Source organism: Bacillus sp. 2205SS5-2 (genome assembly GCF_037024155.1).
Classification (GTDB): domain Bacteria; phylum Bacillota; class Bacilli; order Bacillales; family Bacillaceae_K; genus Bacillus_CI.
Map to the genome: position 1 here is coordinate 1 of NZ_JAYKTS010000051.1, position 17,471 is coordinate 17,471.

General features: G+C 38.7%; 18 protein-coding genes. 10 read left to right on the forward strand and 8 right to left on the reverse strand.

Features of this window, described 5'->3' with window-relative positions; genetic code table 11:
- The first annotated feature begins 181 nt into the window (after nt 1-181).
- The 5 genes from U8D43_RS20095 (at nt 182) to msrB (ending at nt 5,374) form a co-directional block, all read left to right on the forward strand.
- Nucleotides 182-583 (forward strand): nuclease-related domain-containing protein, encoded by a 402-nt coding sequence (locus U8D43_RS20095; RefSeq protein ID WP_335872944.1) that lies wholly within the window; start codon nt 182-184, stop codon nt 581-583.
- 593 nt (nt 584-1,176) lie between these two features.
- A complete protein-coding gene (locus U8D43_RS20100) occupies nt 1,177-1,710 on the forward strand; it encodes a DM13 domain-containing protein (protein WP_335872927.1) in 534 nt (177 codons plus the stop codon).
- A 3-nt stretch (nt 1,711-1,713) separates the two neighbouring features.
- Nucleotides 1,714-2,409: a response regulator transcription factor gene (locus tag U8D43_RS20105; protein WP_335872928.1), complete on the forward strand. Its 696-nt coding sequence runs from the start codon at nt 1,714-1,716 to the stop codon at nt 2,407-2,409.
- A gap of 1 nt (nt 2,410) precedes the next feature.
- A complete protein-coding gene (locus tag U8D43_RS20110; RefSeq protein WP_335872929.1) occupies nt 2,411-3,454 on the forward strand; it encodes a sensor histidine kinase in 1,044 nt (347 codons plus the stop codon).
- Nucleotides 3,455-4,258: 804 nt separating this feature from the next.
- Entirely contained in the window at nt 4,259-5,374 is a 1,116-nt protein-coding gene (gene msrB, locus U8D43_RS20115) for a peptide-methionine (R)-S-oxide reductase MsrB (RefSeq protein WP_335872930.1), read from the forward strand.
- Between the two features lie 147 nt (nt 5,375-5,521).
- On the opposite strand, the gene trhA is transcribed toward msrB, so the two are convergent.
- On the reverse strand, nt 5,522-6,169 hold the full coding sequence (trhA, locus tag U8D43_RS20120; protein WP_335872931.1) for a PAQR family membrane homeostasis protein TrhA: 648 nt from the start codon (nt 6,167-6,169) through the stop codon (nt 5,522-5,524).
- Nucleotides 6,170-6,304: 135 nt separating this feature from the next.
- On the opposite strand from trhA, the gene U8D43_RS20125 reads away from it, so the two are divergent.
- From U8D43_RS20125 to U8D43_RS20140, 4 genes are all read left to right on the forward strand, one after another.
- Nucleotides 6,305-6,865: a DUF1836 domain-containing protein gene (locus U8D43_RS20125; protein WP_335872932.1), complete on the forward strand. Its 561-nt coding sequence runs from the start codon at nt 6,305-6,307 to the stop codon at nt 6,863-6,865.
- A gap of 512 nt (nt 6,866-7,377) precedes the next feature.
- A complete protein-coding gene (locus U8D43_RS20130; RefSeq protein WP_335872933.1) occupies nt 7,378-7,695 on the forward strand; it encodes an ArsR/SmtB family transcription factor in 318 nt (105 codons plus the stop codon).
- 19 nt (nt 7,696-7,714) lie between these two features.
- Nucleotides 7,715-9,787, forward strand: a complete 2,073-nt coding sequence (locus tag U8D43_RS20135; RefSeq protein WP_335872934.1) for a heavy metal translocating P-type ATPase — start codon at nt 7,715-7,717, stop codon at nt 9,785-9,787.
- A gap of 1,157 nt (nt 9,788-10,944) precedes the next feature.
- The gene (locus U8D43_RS20140; RefSeq protein WP_335872935.1) at nt 10,945-11,376 is read left to right on the forward strand and encodes an NUDIX hydrolase; all 432 of its coding nucleotides are present in this window, start codon (nt 10,945-10,947) and stop codon (nt 11,374-11,376) included.
- 557 nt (nt 11,377-11,933) lie between these two features.
- Here U8D43_RS20140 and U8D43_RS20145 read toward each other — a convergent pair.
- The 3 genes from U8D43_RS20145 to U8D43_RS20155 are packed head-to-tail and all read right to left on the reverse strand — an operon-like array spanning nt 11,934 to nt 14,617.
- Nucleotides 11,934-12,914: a DUF2705 family protein gene (locus tag U8D43_RS20145; RefSeq protein WP_335872936.1), complete on the reverse strand. Its 981-nt coding sequence runs from the start codon at nt 12,912-12,914 to the stop codon at nt 11,934-11,936.
- A complete protein-coding gene (locus U8D43_RS20150) occupies nt 12,907-13,824 on the reverse strand; it encodes an ABC transporter ATP-binding protein (protein WP_335872937.1) in 918 nt (305 codons plus the stop codon). The genes U8D43_RS20145 and U8D43_RS20150 overlap by 8 nt, the downstream gene beginning before the upstream one ends.
- Complete coding sequence (locus U8D43_RS20155; RefSeq protein WP_335872938.1) at nt 13,817-14,617, reverse strand: SGNH/GDSL hydrolase family protein; 801 nt, start codon at nt 14,615-14,617, stop codon at nt 13,817-13,819. Before U8D43_RS20155 ends, U8D43_RS20150 begins: the two co-directional genes overlap by 8 nt.
- A gap of 355 nt (nt 14,618-14,972) precedes the next feature.
- Between U8D43_RS20155 and U8D43_RS20160 the strand changes: the two genes are divergently transcribed.
- Entirely contained in the window at nt 14,973-15,620 is a 648-nt protein-coding gene (locus tag U8D43_RS20160; protein WP_335872939.1) for a peroxiredoxin-like family protein, read from the forward strand.
- 114 nt (nt 15,621-15,734) lie between these two features.
- On the opposite strand, the gene U8D43_RS20165 is transcribed toward U8D43_RS20160, so the two are convergent.
- The 4 genes from U8D43_RS20165 to U8D43_RS20180 all read right to left on the reverse strand — a co-directional run.
- On the reverse strand, nt 15,735-15,914 hold the full coding sequence (locus U8D43_RS20165; RefSeq protein WP_335872940.1) for a hypothetical protein: 180 nt from the start codon (nt 15,912-15,914) through the stop codon (nt 15,735-15,737).
- Complete coding sequence (locus U8D43_RS20170) at nt 15,865-16,032, reverse strand: hypothetical protein (protein ID WP_335872941.1); 168 nt, start codon at nt 16,030-16,032, stop codon at nt 15,865-15,867. The genes U8D43_RS20165 and U8D43_RS20170 overlap by 50 nt, the downstream gene beginning before the upstream one ends.
- 37 nt (nt 16,033-16,069) lie before the next feature.
- Nucleotides 16,070-16,735, reverse strand: a complete 666-nt coding sequence (locus tag U8D43_RS20175; protein ID WP_335872942.1) for a haloacid dehalogenase type II — start codon at nt 16,733-16,735, stop codon at nt 16,070-16,072.
- A gap of 210 nt (nt 16,736-16,945) precedes the next feature.
- Nucleotides 16,946-17,471 (reverse strand): RNA-guided endonuclease TnpB family protein (locus tag U8D43_RS20180; RefSeq protein WP_335872943.1); only part of this gene is annotated, 526 nt, incomplete at its 5' end.

Here is a 17,471-nt window from a genome sequence, read left to right on the forward strand (position 1 = left end):
TTAGGAGGGGCAATGAGATGCCCTAATCTTGAAGACTGTTCAAAACAGAAATGGATTGCGAACGTTTAGTCATTCAAGAATCCCATCCGTCACACCGTAAAGTGTAGGACTTGCGGCTTTAGCCGTGGGAGTCTCAAATAATCATCCCAGTCGAGCAAGTATAGAAGAAAATTTGGGTCGAATGAAAAAAGGGTATCAGGGGGAAGAATCATTGGCTTTTCCCTTGCGCTTTCTACCTGAAGAAGCGTTGATATTGCATGATGTCCGCTTAAAACACCAAGCCTCCTACTTTCAACTCGATACCGTCCTCCTCACGAGTCGATATTTGACCATTGTTGAAGCGAAAAATATTAACGTTACGATTACCTTTCACGGTGAATTTGGTCAAATGATTCGTTCACAGAATGGAGTAGAAGAAGGATTACCGAATCCAACCCTTCAGGTAAGAAGACAAAAAATACAATTAATCGAGTGGATCAAAAGTCACCACCTACCCCTTCTCCCCGTAGAATCACTGGTCGCATTTGCTAGACCCTCCACTATCTTAAAATTTACAGTCCATGCACCCCCTTACAAAAAGTGAAGGTTAAAAAATATGAAATCTTGAAAGGCGTTCACTGACCTAAGTGTAATAAACTTCCAATGGAACGGAGCTATGGAATGTGGAGCTGCCACTATTGTTCCTTTACCTCTAAGAAGGCTCATCTACTTGCAATTAATGATTATTTCCTCCTTCTTGGATCCACGATTACCAATCACCAATTCAGAGACTTTTGCCGAATCTCCTCAAGAACAGTAGCAACTAATTTACTTAAAGACATGAACCTAAAATCATATGGTAAGGGAAGAGGAATAAAATATGAGTTGAAATTACAAGAGTGCGAAGAATAAGCTGTTGTAAAGTGTATGAGGAAATTTGAATTTGCAGAGATGTGCATAACTGGGGAAGTCGTGCATAAAACGAAAAAGTCGTGCACAAAGGAGCGGAAGTCGTGCACAAAACGAGAAAAGTGGTGCACAACCAGGAATTTGTACAAAACCTGAAAAATAGTCTCAAAGTTCTTTAGAGAATTCCCCGCTTCTCCAATCGTAAGACTTTCTTAAGAATTTCGTTAGCTTTCGATAAACTCTAGCAACTAAACTTAAGATATCATATGAAAGCAAGGAGAATCCGCTATGAAAAAAGGGTTAATTACAATCGCAGCAATGGTTTTATTAGGAATTGGTTGGTATCTTATTTCTCCTTTGTTTATCAACGAAGTCGTCAACGAGGAACCGATTATGATGGAGACCGATGACTCGGACATGAAGGAAATGGAATCTTCGGATAGGGCGAAAGAGGACGAAGCCGCTTCATCCTCGAAAGAAATGATGACAGAAGATACAAAGGACGAAACAGAGTCATTGATGGGAATGTTTATGGATGGAGATTCTTCCCATAAAGCGAGTGGAGAGGTTCTGGTTTCAGCGGATCATATCCGATTAGAAAATATTGAGGTAACAAATGGCCCAGACCTTTATGTTTATTTAGTAGATAAAGGGCAAGAAACAAAGCAAGGGGTGTCACTGGGCAAATTAAAAGGCAATATCGGAAATCAAAATTATGAACTTCCTGCAGGAACGGAAATAAAAGAAGGAATGAAAATTGTGATTTGGTGTAAGCAATTCAATGTTGATTTTGGGTATGCTGTGGTAGAAAAAGGAGCGTAGTGTATGAGTTATAAAATACTAATCGTTGATGATGAAGAAAATATTATTGATGTTTGTTCTCGCTATTTAGAACGAGAGGGATACGAAGTTACAACGGCCAATAACGGTCGGATGGCTCTTGAAAAATACCAATTTATACAGCCAGATTTAGTAGTTCTCGATGTAATGATGCCAGAGATTAATGGCTGGGAAGTTGCGGAAAGGATTCGCGAAGAAAGTGAGACACCGATTATTATGTTAACTGCACTAGGACAAGAGCAGGACCGGATTTATGGGTTAACCATCGGGGCTGATGATTATCTAACGAAACCTTTTAGTCCACGGGAATTGCTGCTGAGAATTAAAAATATTCTTCGTCGTACTTATTCATATGAAAATCAGAGAAATGCTTCCGAAAGTTCAAACTATGGCGATTTAACCATTCATCGTGGGAAACGAGAAGTAACCGTCACTGGAAAATTAGTGGAGTTAACAGTGAAAGAATTCGATTTATTGGCTTTATTAGCGCAACATCCTTCCCAGGTGTTTTCGAAATCGCAGTTACTGGAAAAGCTTTGGGATTATGAATACGACGGAGATGCGAATACGATCAACGTCCATATTCGCAGACTACGTGAAAAAATCGAAACCGATCCATCCAAACCACTTTATATTAAAACAGTTTGGGGAATCGGATATAAATTTGAAGGAGAAAAATGAAATGAAACTTAGGACGTTGCTGCTGCTCGCTAATGGAAGTTCAGTTTTGTTGATGTTTCTATTTCTCATAATCTCGTATGTTCGAATGGTTCTTTCAAATGAAATCATTCTGCTACTGACGTTGATCACACTTGGTGCAGGTTTGTTGTCCTTTGTGGTATCGTGGCTGATTACTTCTCCGTTACTAAAATCGGTAAAACAAATGACTCGTGAAGCGGAACGAATGGCGCAAGGAGATTTTGATGCAAAAGTGCCGGAAGATGGACCGGATGAGATTAAAAAGCTAGCGAATAATTTTAATCATATGTCAACGCAGATTCATGATATGTTTCAAGAGTTAAAGGAGTCGGAGCGATTCAAAAGTGAATTAATATCGAATGTTTCTCATGATTTACGTACACCGCTGTCTTCTATTCATTCATTTGTCGAAGCACTTCAGGATGAAATTATCGAGGATCCTGAAACAAAGAAGCGTTACTACGACACGATTTTAGCTGAAACTGAACGATTGAGTTGTTTAATTGAAGAAGTCCTTCAGTTGTCTCAGCTTGAAAGTAAGAAAATCCCCTTCACACCAACGAGAACCTTGATGGATCAGCTTGTCGTTGAGACTCTCCAACAATTTGAACGGAAAATAGCAGAAAAGGAAATTGATTTGAAGGTGATTTTTGATGAAAATATGCCATCTGTATCCTTGATGCCTTCACAAATCAAACGAGTGATGACCAATTTTCTGCAAAATGCACTTTCATTTTCACCTAATCAAACGAAATTGGTGATAGAGGTTGAGAGAAGGAATGATTCTTTTCGGTTTGCGGTTAGTGATGAAGGAAAAGGAGTACCATTAGAGGAACAGAAATCGATTTTCCAACGGTTTTACCGGGTCGAGAAGTCCCGGAGCAAACAATACGGCGGCTCAGGACTCGGGTTGTCGATCAGCAAAGAGATAATTGATTTACACGGAGGAGCAATCGGCGTCCAAAGTGATGGGAGGAAAGGAAGTACGTTTTGGTTTGAGATTCCCTTAATTGAAAAACACTTGTAAATTTAACCTATTATTATTTGTAACTTCAATTTAAATATAGGCGTCTTATTTAATGAAGGCTGTTTTCGCAAAGTTTGTTGCTTTTTGCACCAGTCTATAAACGGTGATATAGCTTTGTTTCGGGCATCATTTCGTCTATTTTTGATGGAAACAACAAAGAAATGGGCGATTTAATCAAAAATCAGGTGATTTAGCCACAATGTATACGAAAAGAGCCTTTCGCAAAGATTGTGACTTTTGGAATAAGAAAAAATCCCTTGACTTGTATGACTTCGTGCTCTTTTTAAATGGAAAATTATTCATTTCTAGATAAAGCATAAGAAATCCGTCGAAAAAACCTTACTGCCAGTTTTTTCTTTGTGCCAATAGCATCGAAGTATACGAAAAGAGCCTTATCAAATTAGTGATGACTAAGTTAGCGAAATCGATGAGGAGATTGGAGAAGTGAAGAAGTATTCCAAAATGGAAAGCACAAATACTGGTAACTTCTTTAATGAAGGCTCTTTTCGTATACATTGTGGTTATTTCATCTGATTTTTGACTATATGATCCATCCCACTGTTCATTTTCATCAAAAACAGACGAAATGATGCCCGAAACTAAGCTATATCATAGATTGTAACCTGATTCGAAAAGCAACAAACTTTGCGAAAACAACCTTAATGAATATATTATAGGTACAAAATATTATTCGATTAGAGGAATAGATGTGGAAGAAGCAATTGCCATTAAAGAAGAAGATGGAAAGTTTAGAAAAGCAATTTGGAGTGAGAAGTATATAGAAGAAAAGAAGGAGGAAGAACTGTGAAGAAAATCTACATGATTAGCGGACTCTTCTTTTTGGCGCTCGCGGTCTTTTTTGTTCCAAGATTGTATGCAAGTCTGACACAAAAATCATTAGGAAGTGAGCCAGTAGTTGAAAGTGGCATTCCAGATAATTTTGCGCTAGCTACATTCGCTGGTGGATGTTTTTGGTGTATGGAGCCGCCTTTCGAGAAATTAGACGGCGTTTATTCAGTTGTTTCAGGCTATACAGGCGGTGAAGAAGAAAATCCAACTTACAATGAAGTATCGTCGAATCAAACAAATCATCTCGAAGCAGTGCAAATTCAGTACAATCCAGATGTCATTACGTATGAGCAGTTGCTCCAAGTTTTTTGGCGTCAAATAGATCCAACGGATGCTGAAGGACAATTTGTGGATCGTGGACCACAGTATGCAAGTTCGATTTTCTATCATAATGACGAGCAAAAAACACAAGCGGAAGCATCTAAAAAAGAACTGGCTGCGACTGAACGATTTCAAGAAGATCTGGTCACTCCTATTCGCCAGGCAATGACATTTTATCAAGCAGAAGAATATCATCAAGATTATTATAAGAAAAATAGTTTGAGCTATAAATTTTACCGTAATAATTCGGGGCGAGATGATTTTCTCGACGATGCGTGGGGAGAGGACCGGGACATTAAGCTAGAGACGAACTCACTCTACCCTAGCTATACAGAGGATGAATTGAAGGAAGAGCTAACTGATCTTCAATACAGTGTTACTCAGAAGGATAAAACGGAGCCAGCCTTTGATAACGAGTATTGGGATAATAAAGAAGAAGGAATCTATGTGGACATCGTGTCTGGAGAACCCTTATTTAGCTCAGAAGATAAGTATAAAAGTGGAACAGGCTGGCCTAGTTTTACTCAACCATTAGTGTCTGAAAATATTGTGGAAGTAGAAGATAAGACGTTGTTTATGGTTCGAACTGAGGTAAGAAGTAAGCATGGTGATTCACATCTTGGTCATGTTTTTACTGATGGTCCAGAGCCAACAGGCTTACGCTACTGTATGAATTCTGCGGCAATGCGATTTGTGCCGAAAGAGAAGCTAAAAGAAGAAGGCTATGAAGAGTTTGTTGAATTATTTTAAAAGGATGGGCAATACGCTCATCCTTTAAATTTTGGCTACTAACGCTGAGGTTGATGAGAATGTCTTGAGATTCCTAATTGTCTCGAGGCATTAACTTGTCTGAGTATCTCGAGTGTCCATCACAACAACATTTTTGGAAGAAGCGTTTTAGAGAACAAAATAAAAGATACAAAGAAAGTGGAACAAACTTCCGAGTAGGATGAAGAGATGGAAAATCTCATGAAACCCAAGATGCTTAAAGGTAAGAAAGGTAGGTTTTGTCGCATAAATAACTCCACCAATCGTATAAAAAATACCCCCAATAAGAAGTAGAAGCATGCCGTTCACTCCGAGAATAGTCGTCAGAGGAAAGCTAAACATAATAATTAACCAGCCCATTGCGATATAAAGCAGGGTTGACAGCCAACGAGGAGATCGGAACCAAATCAATTTATAAAAAACCCCTAACAGAGCAAGTAAATGGATAACCACAAAGAGAATCCATCCGGTAGTACCCTGAAGACTTATGAGACAAATGGGAGTATACGTTCCGGCAATGAATACAAAAATCATCGAGTGATCGACTCTTCGTAAAAAAGCAATTACTTCCTTTGTAGCAATTGCCGAATGGTACGTGGCTGAGGCAGCATAAAGAAGGATCATACTGACACCAAATAGAATGACCGCGGTAATACTTAAAGCAGAAGAAGTTGTGATTGAAGCTTTGATCACTAACAGTAGTAAACCTGCAAAAGCAAGCATTGCACCAACTAAATGAGTTAAAGCATTAATGGGTTCACGAATATATGTGCCCAAATTAAACACCTCCATAATGTTATGTAGTTTTCGATACTATATATAATAATATCTAAAGTTCATCATCTAGTCAATCTTTACTTACTCAGTTGTGTTTATTATAATGAGAGAAAAAGAGTGAGGAAGAAGGAACATATGAAAATAAAAGAATTAGAGTTACCGCTTGAAATCCAATTGACATTAGCCGAAATGCCTGACATCGACCTCTATATGGATCAAGTCATTCAATTATTTGAACAAAAATTTGGCGATACGAAACGGAATGCCGAAGAAAAAATATTAACGAAAACAATGATCAACAACTACGCCAAAGGCAAAGTATTTTTCCCTATTAAAAACAAAAAATATTCGAAGGAACATTTGATTTTAATTAGTATGATCTATCAATTAAAAGGGTCTTTATCGATTGGAGATATTAAATCTACGTTAGCGGACATCAATGAAATTGCGGAGAATGAACCAGATGAACTCCATCGTCTCTACACGAGTTACGGAAGTGTCATGAAGAAGAATGTTCAACGATTCCAAGACGATACTCAGAGCATGTCAGATGATATCGAGCAAGAAGGAGAGTCGATTGCAACAAAAGAACGATCGAGAGTAGAACAAATTTTATCGATTGCTTCCCTTGTCCATATGAGCAATTGTTATCGAAAAGCTGCTGAGAAGTTAGTCGATGAATTAGTGAATGAATAGAGTAACGGAAACCCGTTGAATAATCCTACGGGTTTTTTGCTGATTTTTCACCAAAATACATAGGTAATCATAAAATGTAGATGATAAAAGCAGACGAATTTCGCTGCCACAAAATATATTGTTCAGACTGTTTTCGCAAAGAGAGTTTTTTTGAACCCGTCTGTAAACCATGATATAGCTTTGATTAGGGGCATTTTTTCGTCTATTATTGCTGAGAATCAACAGCAAATTGGAGGATTTCATCTGAAACTTGACTAAAAGGCAACAATGTATAGGAAAAGAGTTTTGTCCGAAGAGTTTTGTATTTCGCTTACCTCCCTAAAACTTGAATTAAATAGATTTGGGGTCATTTTAAGTGTGACTCTGAACAAATTTATTTCATTTAAATTCTACTTTTAAAATGTTCAAAAAATAATTATGTTTGAGTTGACAAAAAATCAGATTTTTTTTATAATGTAAATATATTATATGAGCATATACTCATATACACACATTGTATTGGGGTGAAGAGCATGAATGAAAATGAAAAGCTAGAAGCAGATCATTTAGATGAGGAAACACTCTATTCAGTCTCGCAAATGTTTAAAGCCTTATCTGATCCAACAAGAATAAAAATTCTCCACTTATTAGCGCAAAAAGAGCATTCTGTAAATGAAATTGCCGAAAATCTCTCGCTTTTGCAGTCGACAGTGTCTCATCAATTGCGTTTTTTGAAAAATATTCGTTTAGTGAAGTTTCGGAGAGAAGGAACAACTCTTTATTATTCACCTGATGACAATCATGTTATGACGGTGTTAGAGCAAACAATTCATCATGCAGAGCATCGATGACAGGGAGGAGGTTATGAAAATGGAAGAATACAAGTTAAAAGGCTTATCGTGCGTCAATTGCGCACGAGAAATAGAAGAAGAGATTCAAAAGCTTGATCACGGTGAATCTTCAAAGGTTCTCTTTAATAGCAGCAAGCTCGTAGTAGACGGAGGGATTGATATGACCTCTGTCCAAAAAATACTATCCAATGACGGGGCGGCTATTGTCACAGAACATGCACATGCGCATGATCATTCACATGGAACCAACTTAAAACTCTATCTCGGCATATCAACAGTATTATTTTTAGCCGCCATAGTGATCGATATGAGCCTAGACAATGCCCTTCCGGTTGTGATGTATTTAGCTGCCATCACGCTGAGTGGGTACCAGACGTTTTTAAAAGGGTTAAAAAACTTAATTTCCTTTAAATTTAATATTGATACATTGATGACCATCGCCCTAATAGGTGCAGTAGGTATTGGGGAGTGGAAAGAAGCAACATTAGTGGCTCTTCTGTTTGGAGTAAATGAGTATCTTGAAGGACTTGGGATGGAAAAAGCACGCCACTCGATGGAAGAATTATTAAAGGTTGCACCAAAAGAAGCACTCCTAATTGAAAATGGGATCGAGCGAGTAGTGTCGATTCAATCGCTACAAGTAGGCGATCATGTACTCGTAAAATCTGGACAAAAAATTCCATCTGACGGTTTGGTGGTTTCTGGGAAGAGTTCCGTGAACGAAGCGGCCATCACAGGAGAAGCGATGCCTGTTGAAAAAACGAATGGAGAGAATGTTTTTGGTGGCAGCATCAATAATGAGGGCGTGTTAACGGTCCAAATTTCGAAGGCATACAACGATTCCTCGCTTGCAAAAATACTTCATCTTGTAGAAGAGGCACAAGAAACGAAAACGCCAACCGAGCTTTTTATTAATAAATTTGCTAAGTATTATACGCCTGCGATTATGCTGATAGCTGTCATCGTCATGATCGTTCCTCCACTGTTATTTGGGAGTGATTGGGGCAGTGCATTGTATCAAGGATTAGCTGTATTAATTGTTGGTTGTCCGTGTGCGCTTATAATATCTTCTCCAATTGCGATCGTATCAGGGATTACGAAAAATGCGAAAAATGGAATCTTGGTAAAAGGCGGTGTGTTCTTAGAGCAACTAGGCAAGATTGACGCGATTGCCTTTGATAAAACCGGAACCTTAACCAAGGGCCGTCCTTACGTTGAAAAAGAATTTGTATATGATGAAAATTTTTATACGATTGCAGCTTCGATTGAAAAAAATTCGTCCCATCCGGTTGCGAAGGCGATTATGGATCATCTGTCGGAGCAAACGACCTCAATGGCTGAAGCCACCGATTTCAATACTATTGCAGGCCAAGGAATTTCAGCGAAAATTGACGAGAATGAATACTTTGTGGGGAACGAAAAAAGTGTTCCACTTTCACTAGCACCGGCAATTCAAAATGACGTGGATGTGCTGAAAACAGAAGGCTACACATTGGTGATTGTTTCGAGTAAGGAAAGCGTCCTCGGTATGTTTGGTATTAGTGATGAAATCCGCGAAGAGAGTGGGCAAATTGTCAAGGAACTACATCAAGTAGGCATCAAAGAAACAGTGATGCTAACAGGAGATCATGAGAAAACCGCTCAAAAGGTTGCGAAACAAGTCGGCTTAACAAGCTACTTTGCTGGACTTTTACCAGAAGAGAAGGTTCAAAAGGTTCAGGAACTAACTCAGCATCAGAAAGTAGCCATGGTTGGTGATGGCATTAATGATGCTCCCGCTCTAGCTACGGCAGATCTAGGAATTGCCATGGGGAAAGGAACCGACAGTGCGATTGAAACCGCCGATATCGTCCTCATGCAAGACCATCTTGTCAAGCTACCTACAGCGATAGCCATATCAAAAAGAGTAAACAAAGTCATTAAACTCAATATATCTTTAGCACTTGGGTTGAAAATTATTGCCCTCTTATTAACAATTCCGGGCTTACTAACCCTTTGGATTGCCATTCTGTCTGATATGGGTGCGACGATTCTAGTCACCTTAATTAGCTTGACGATTATGATGGACGGGAAAAAAGCGCAAAATGAGTAGTTTCGTTTTTGTGGAAAAACGTGAAATTATTGGAAAAATATAAATGGAATTCGTGGGGTATGCTAAAAGTAAATAGCACGCAAAAAAGCTCAGAGTTAATGTCTCTGAGCTTTTCTATTAACCCATTAACATGCCCTAAAATGGGTAGAAGAAGTTTTTAAGTGAAGAGCTAAATAATAGGATTATTTAAATACTAAACAACTCAAATGAGTGTGATTCACATAATTTCTGAAAAAAGGATAGTACAAAGAGAACGTCTTTATTATAAGGTATTTATCGTTTCTGCATTAGGCTGAAAGAAATAGGCGTATAACATTTTAGTTTTGGAGTGGCATAAGGAAGGAAATTTTTATCCCCCCCAGAACAGCGTGGTTTTTGTAGATGTTTCATAGCAACATAGTGTACGAAAATAATATTCGGAATAAATTATTGCAAAAAATAAGAAAATTTGAAATAATTAGCATTGAACTGAATCACGTCATTGTTTAAGAATGGATTTGTTTATTCGGATTTGAAATTCATGAATGAAGGTGAGTATGTTGTTTTATAGGGACTATTTTTGCAAAGTTTCTTGCTTTTCAAACCAGCTTATAAACGGTGATATTTCTTAGTATCGTGGCATCTTTTCGTCTTTTTTTAAGGGTTTTAACAGCAAAATGGAAGAATCAATCTAAATCTAGACTACATAGCAGCAATGTATACGAATAGAGCCTTTATAGAAGAAAATTTTCAATACCCATTTTTTAAAACACAAACTAATCTATCCAACTCAAATATCGTTTTCGTTCACTCGGTCGATGAATGAAGGATAATAAGGATGATTCCTAAGATAATTTCACTATTTGGGAATATGATAGTTATGAAGATTACATAGAGATTGAACCCAAACTTCGAAGAGATAAAGCTCACGTTAATTGTATGAAAGACTGGTTCGAAAAGAATGGTTGAAAAAATAGGTGTATAAGGAATTCATTTTAGAAGTGAGAAACCAAGCATTAAAAGCCACTGTGAAAAACGAACTACAAAATAGTAATTAATATAAATTTCACTTATTTCAACTGGTGGTAGCTGGAGGATAATACAGTTCTCCAGCTTTTGCCTTATTGAAGACTTGGACATTAGGTGAACATACTAAGTTAGGAATGGGGGATGTTCTTTTGGAACAAAGCACGCAAAACACATACTCACCACCAAAACATATTATTTCAGCAGCAACTATTGTCATTAATGAACGAAGAGAAATTCTATTAATCAAGGGACCTAAGAGAGGGTGGGAAATGCCAGGTGGACAAGTAGAAGAAGGGGAGTCTTTAAAAGAAGCTGCAATAAGGGAGGCTAAAGAGGAAACAGGAGTTGATATTGAAGTTTTGAAGTTCTGTGGGGTATTCCAAAATATTAACAATTCAATATGTAACACACTGTTCTTAGCTAAACCAGTTGGAGGAAAATTAACGACTTCTCCAGAGAGTTTGGAAGTAGGGTTTTTTCCTATTGAGCAAGCTTTAGAAATGGTAACTTGGAATAATTTCAGACAAAGAATTAAACTCTGTTTGGATGAAAACACTTACCCATTTTTAATAGAATTTTAAAGATATTTGTTCGATCATAGGGGGAATAGCTGAAGATCGAGAAACTGATCTCTAGCAGTGTTATTAGTTAGGCTGTTTTCGTAAACAGCCTTATTATTTTATTTCCTATTCGATAGAATCCTTTACTTTTTCAGAGATTTAGTTGAGTCAAGTTCATAATTACATTAATTAGTCATATGTTTGCACGATATGGCGTTAAATGGGTTTTATGAAATGGCTGTTTTCGCAAAGATTGTGGCTTTTCGAATAATAAGGAATCCCTTGACTTGTATGACTTCGTGCTCTTTTCCTATTGAAAAATTCTTCATTCCTAGATAAAAAGGAAGAAATCAATAGAAAAAACCCTACTGCCTGTTTTTTCTTTGTGTCAAGGGCAACAATGTATACGAAAAGAGCCTATGAAATTGACTAAGTTTTAAAAAATATGAAAAGACACCGCAAAATCTACTCTTTAAACGGCTTATATGTTATTGCAAAAGTAGCCATAATGAAAGAAAGGGGACTCTCTTATTTGAGAGTCCTCTTTGTGTTACTAGGAAATTTCCATTTTTCTCTCCCTAGTAAACATCACTACGAGTAAAGGATAAAAATGCAATTAGAAGGCCGATGGCACCCCATACAGAAAGCACCGTTAACGAAAAGCCAAGGCTCATGCCTTCAATTGGAGCACCCATGCCATTAATATAGTTGGTTACACGAAGGTTAACCATGAAAAAGTATTTCGCGGTTTCCCATGATGAGACCATATTGGCGAGGATGGCACCTGAAATGAGGGCAGCGAGCATCACGCCGAACACTGCAGCCGTGCTCCGAATGAGTACAGACAGCATGAGCGATAAAGTGCCGATAATAACGCCGACAAACCAGGCGAGCCCAAATTCCATTAGTAAGTATTCCCATTGCGTAATAAGGTGAACATTGCTTGTAACCAGCTCTTCCCCTTGAACTGAAAATCCGGTTAAAATCGGCAAGGTCCATCCCGAATAGCCAAAAACGATTCCAGAAATCAGGTACGATATTAATCCGAGCATGAAAACGATAAACGAGACTGATAGCACCATCGTCAAAAATTTACTCAATAAAATTCGCCATCGCTTTACAGGCCGGGTGAGCAATAGCTTAATGGTTCCTGCACTTGCCTCGGATGAAACAAGGTCAGCCACGACCACCACAACCAAAAGAGGGAGAAATAAATCAATCGAGTTCTCGACAAACATCCTCATAAAGGTTGGAGCGCCAGGAGCAGACGGATTGATATCATTTTCTAAATAGTATTTTTGTTGACTGACTTGAATTCGCATGAATTTGCGCCATTCGCCCGAGATGCCGCTAGAATTCAAACGATTTTCGGTATCAATGATCTCTTGTTGCAATTGCATGCGCCATTCAATTGTCCCGAGTCTTTCTTTTAGCGATTGGACTTCCTTCATTTGCGCATAGGTGAACATCGCCACTAAAACAGCGATAATTCCGATCACAACGTATAGTCGCTTTTTTCGAACAAGCTTGATGAGTTCATTATGAACAAGATTAATCAATCGTTTCCCCTCCTGTTAATTCGATAAACAGATCTTCTAACGTAGGGAGAGTTGTTTGAATCCCGCTTACTTTTATTCCTTCGCGAACTAAACGCTCATTAATAGCTGCAAGTTTTTCTTCTTCAAATAGGGTAATAAGCGTATCCTCTTTTTCTGATAGAATCGTCGTTTCTTCTGATAAAATGCGTCTTCCTTCAGCGAGAGGGTGGAGCCTCCAGGTGACTCTCTCTTTTTCAGCAAGGAGCTTTTCCACTGAATCAACGGTAATAATTTCTCCTTTAGAAATAATCGCCACTCGATCACACATTAATTGAATTTCACTAAGCAGGTGGGAGGAGACGAGAATACTTATTCCATCTTGTTCTGCTAAGCTCCGTATAAATTCACGCATTTCACGGATACCGACTGGATCGAGTCCGTTCGTTGGTTCATCTAAAATTAACACTTTAGGCTTACCAAGCAGAGCTTGGGCAATTCCTAGACGTTGGCGCATCCCGAGAGAGTAGGTTTTGACCAGATCATGAATACGATTCTGTAAGCCGACTAAATTCACCACTTCTGTAAGGCGATCTTCTGTTATTTCAGGCACCATCCGTGCATACTGCTGAAGATTTTCCCACCCGCTTAAATAGGTGTATAATTCCGGGTTTTCAACGATACAGCCGATGTTGCGAATGGCGTTGGTGAAGTCTGAACGAAGGCTACGACCGCAAATGGTAACTTCGCCAGCGGTTGGTTTGATTAATCCGACTAGCATGCGGATTGTCGTCGTTTTTCCTGCTCCATTAGGACCAAGAAAGCCAAATACTTCTCCCCGTTGCAGCTGAAAAGAGAGGTTTTTAATAATTTCTTTTTTGCCGATATTCTTTTGCAGATTCTCTACAATTAAGGTAGGTTCTGAGTTATTCATCTTCTGTTTCCCCCTCGCTGAAAGTGATAAGAGAGGCCACTCGTTCTCCTATTAATCGATAACCAGCACTATTTGGATGGAATTGATCACTGTATAAATAATTTTTGACATCAAGCTGAAAAAGGTCAAACGTCGGAACAACAACTATATTTTGAGTGCTTGAAGCAAGTTCTGCTGTTTCAAAATTCCACTGGCGTACGACGCTTGATGTTAAAGCGGAATCATCTAACGCACTAAAAGGATTATACAGCCCGATATGGAAAAGGGTTGCTTCTTCATTTAGGTTATGGAGAGTCGTGTAAATGTTTTGTAGATTTTTTCGATAGTCATCTTGAGACGCATCCACGTCACTGTCAGAAAAATTCAAAATGGATTCTCCACCTTGAAAAAGATCGTTTCCACCAATGGTCATTAGAATGATATCGGCTTGTTGAAGTTGCCGTTGTACTTCGGTTTGTTCAAGCTGACCTAATAATTGCTGAGAGGTATAGCCTTTAATGGCAAGATTAGATAAGTGCAACTGTTGTTCTGATTTTGTCGAAAGTTCTTCTAACATATAAGAGACATAACCGCTGCCAGAAGTATCTCCTGTTCCGCGGGTCAGTGAGTCGCCAATCGCCACGATATGAATATCTTCTGTTTCACTGGCTACTGGTGTTGGCTCTGAAGGAGAAGGTATAGAAGTTGATGCAGTAAAGAGTTGGTCATTCACCGTCAAAAATAGTCCGATTGACCAAAGTATCGTCGCAAGGACAGAAATATAGGCAATGATTTTTACAAAATTCGGTTTCACAAAATCATCCTTTCTTCTATTCGAATGTGAGCAAATTTCGTTTCATTAAGATAAAACTATGCAATAATACTTTAAATGTAAAGTATTTCGATTTCTGTAATGTGCCCTACATTTTTTAAAGGGGAAATAGGGGATACTTACATGGAATGAGGCTTTTTTCGTAGACTACGTGCTCCTAGAACAAAGAAAAAACATGAAGTTAGGTTTTTTCGAGTTATTTCTTACTGTATATAGATAAAAAGAATTTTTAATAAGGAAATGAGCACGATGTCATACAATTCTAGCTGTTCATCCCGTTTTGAAAAGCTAGAATCTTTGCGATAACAGTCTTGAATAAAAAATAGGAGGGGTTACATTGTCTTTAGCCGATCAAATAAAAGAATTTCAACAAGGTGCTATAAAGAAAATTCCAAAGGAAATTTTGGAGAAAATGTTAAAAGCAACAGAAGAATTAGAAAAATCAGGAGAGGCAACCGGATTAGCGACGGGAGAGAAAGCACCTGATTTCACATTAAGAAGTGCAGCAGGAGATGAGGTTACTCTCTACGAAGAGCTTGAAAAAGGTCCTGTTATTTTGATGTTTTACCGAGGTACTTGGTGCCCTTACTGTAACTTAGAAGTAAAAGCCTATCAAAATATATTACCTGAAATTACTGAAGCAGGGGGGCAACTCATTGCAGTTAGTCCGCAAACACCTGATCAATCACTATCAATGAAGGAAAAGCACGATCTTGCTTTTCACGTCTTAAGTGATCCAAATGGAAAGGTTGCAGTAGACTATAATTTACTGTTCAAGCTTCCTGACTACTTAATTGAAATTTACGACCAAATCAATTTGGATATCCCAGCACATAATGGCGAGGATTCTTGGACATTGCCTGTCCCAGCTACGTTTATCATCAATCAAGATAAGACGATTGATTTCGCTAGCGTGGATGCTGATTATACAAAACGTGCAGAGCCTGTTGGGGTTGTAGCAGAGTTGAAGAAACTGAAAGCATAATAATGAAGAAAAACTCGCCAACTGGCGAGTTTTTTTATTGGATTTTGTTAAACTTTTTGGTTGATTTTTACTCTAGGGCAGCCACTTTCGCATTTCATGATCCAGCTGCAGTGGCTAGGGACTCGGGCATTTGTCAGCCCACTGCGTGAATCGGGATTCACTACGTGTTCTGCCAGATGCCTGCGGTCCCTGGGCAGCCACTTTCGCATTTCGTGATTCAGCTGCAGTGGCTTGCGGCTCGGGGTCAAATGAATAACCCTCCAGCGATGCAGGCATCACCTCCGAGTTCTTCATTTGCCTGACGCCGCAGGGCAGCCACTTTCGCATTTCGTGATTCAGCTGCAGTGGCTTGCGGCTCGGGGTCAAATGAATAACCCTCCAGCGATGCAGGCATCACCTCCGAGTTCTTCATTTGCCTGACGCCGCAGGGCAAGCCACTTCCGCTTTTCTTAATCCCATTCGAGTATACCTGTGAGGTCTTTGTAAATTCGGTTGGGTGTGATGCCTAGTTCTTCTTTTGGAAGGTTTTGGCGGTTAATCCAAGCGGTCTGGAAACCAAAGCTTTTTGCTCCTGTGATGTCCCATCCATTAGATGACATAAATAATATTTCTTCGCGCTTCAGTCCTAAATGAGTCAAAGCGTGTTGGTAGGATGCTGGTGTGGGTTTATAATGTTTAATGTCGTCCACAGTAATGATCTTGTCAATGTAAGAAGAGAGACTGGATGATTCGATGAGCGGGTTCAACATATCGGGAGATCCGTTGGAAAATACCGCCCGTTCTTTTGGTTGAAGTTGTTTTAGTACAGCTTCCACTTCAGGGTAAGGTGTTAACTTCTTATAGGCTGCAATTAAATCTTCTTCATTAGAGTTGCTTAAGGGTAATTCAAGTTTTGCTAGAGCATAATGCAATGCGGAACGAGTTACTTCTAGAAATGGCTCATACCTGCCCATGAGCTGACGTAAAAAAGAGTATTCAAGCTGTTTTTGTCGCCAAACTGTGCTGATTTCTTCCCCTTTTCCTGGATAGAGTTCGTCACATTTTTCTTTCACAGAATGAACATCGAATAATGTACCGTAGACATCAAATACAAAAGCTTTGATTTGAGCTTTCATTTTCAAACTCCTTTCGTGAAGTGAGGATCTAACCATATTTTTTCATGGTGATTATTTGAGACTCCCACGGCTAAAGCCGCAAGTCCTACACTTTACGGTGTGACGGATGGGATTCTTGAATGACTAAACGTTCGCAATCCATTTCTGTTTTGAACAGTCTTCAAGATTAGGGCATCTCATTGCCCCTCCTAAGACAGTGCATATAGCACCTTAGGCTGATTGACTGTTACCATCGATCACAGGTGCATATCGAATATTCATTGCACCGACCTTATCTCTATGTGTTTCAAACCTACAAGAACACTTATATTTTCTGTCTTTTGCTTTATTCTTTTTAGAACAATTAGGACAAGTTTGAGAAGTGTATGCAGGGTTCACATATTCAACTTTAATACCTGCTAAATTCGCTTTGTACTCAATGAATTTTGATAAGCGATAGAAAGACCATGTATGTAGATTCTTTTCGTTTTTACGGCTTGTTCTTGCCGTCTGTCTTATGTTGGTCAATTGTTCTAACCGAATGACAGAAATATGATTGTCAATTGCAAAATCAACAATTGAACGACTAACTTTGTGGTCTTGGTCCTTCATGTATCGTTGTTCTTTATCATCGAGATTTCGGATGGCATTTAGTTTTTTGCCATTACCTAATTTTTTTCTTTTTGATCGGAACACTCGCCTAACATATTTGTTCTTTCTACCGTTGCCAAAGAAACGGGTTTTATCGGTATCTGTT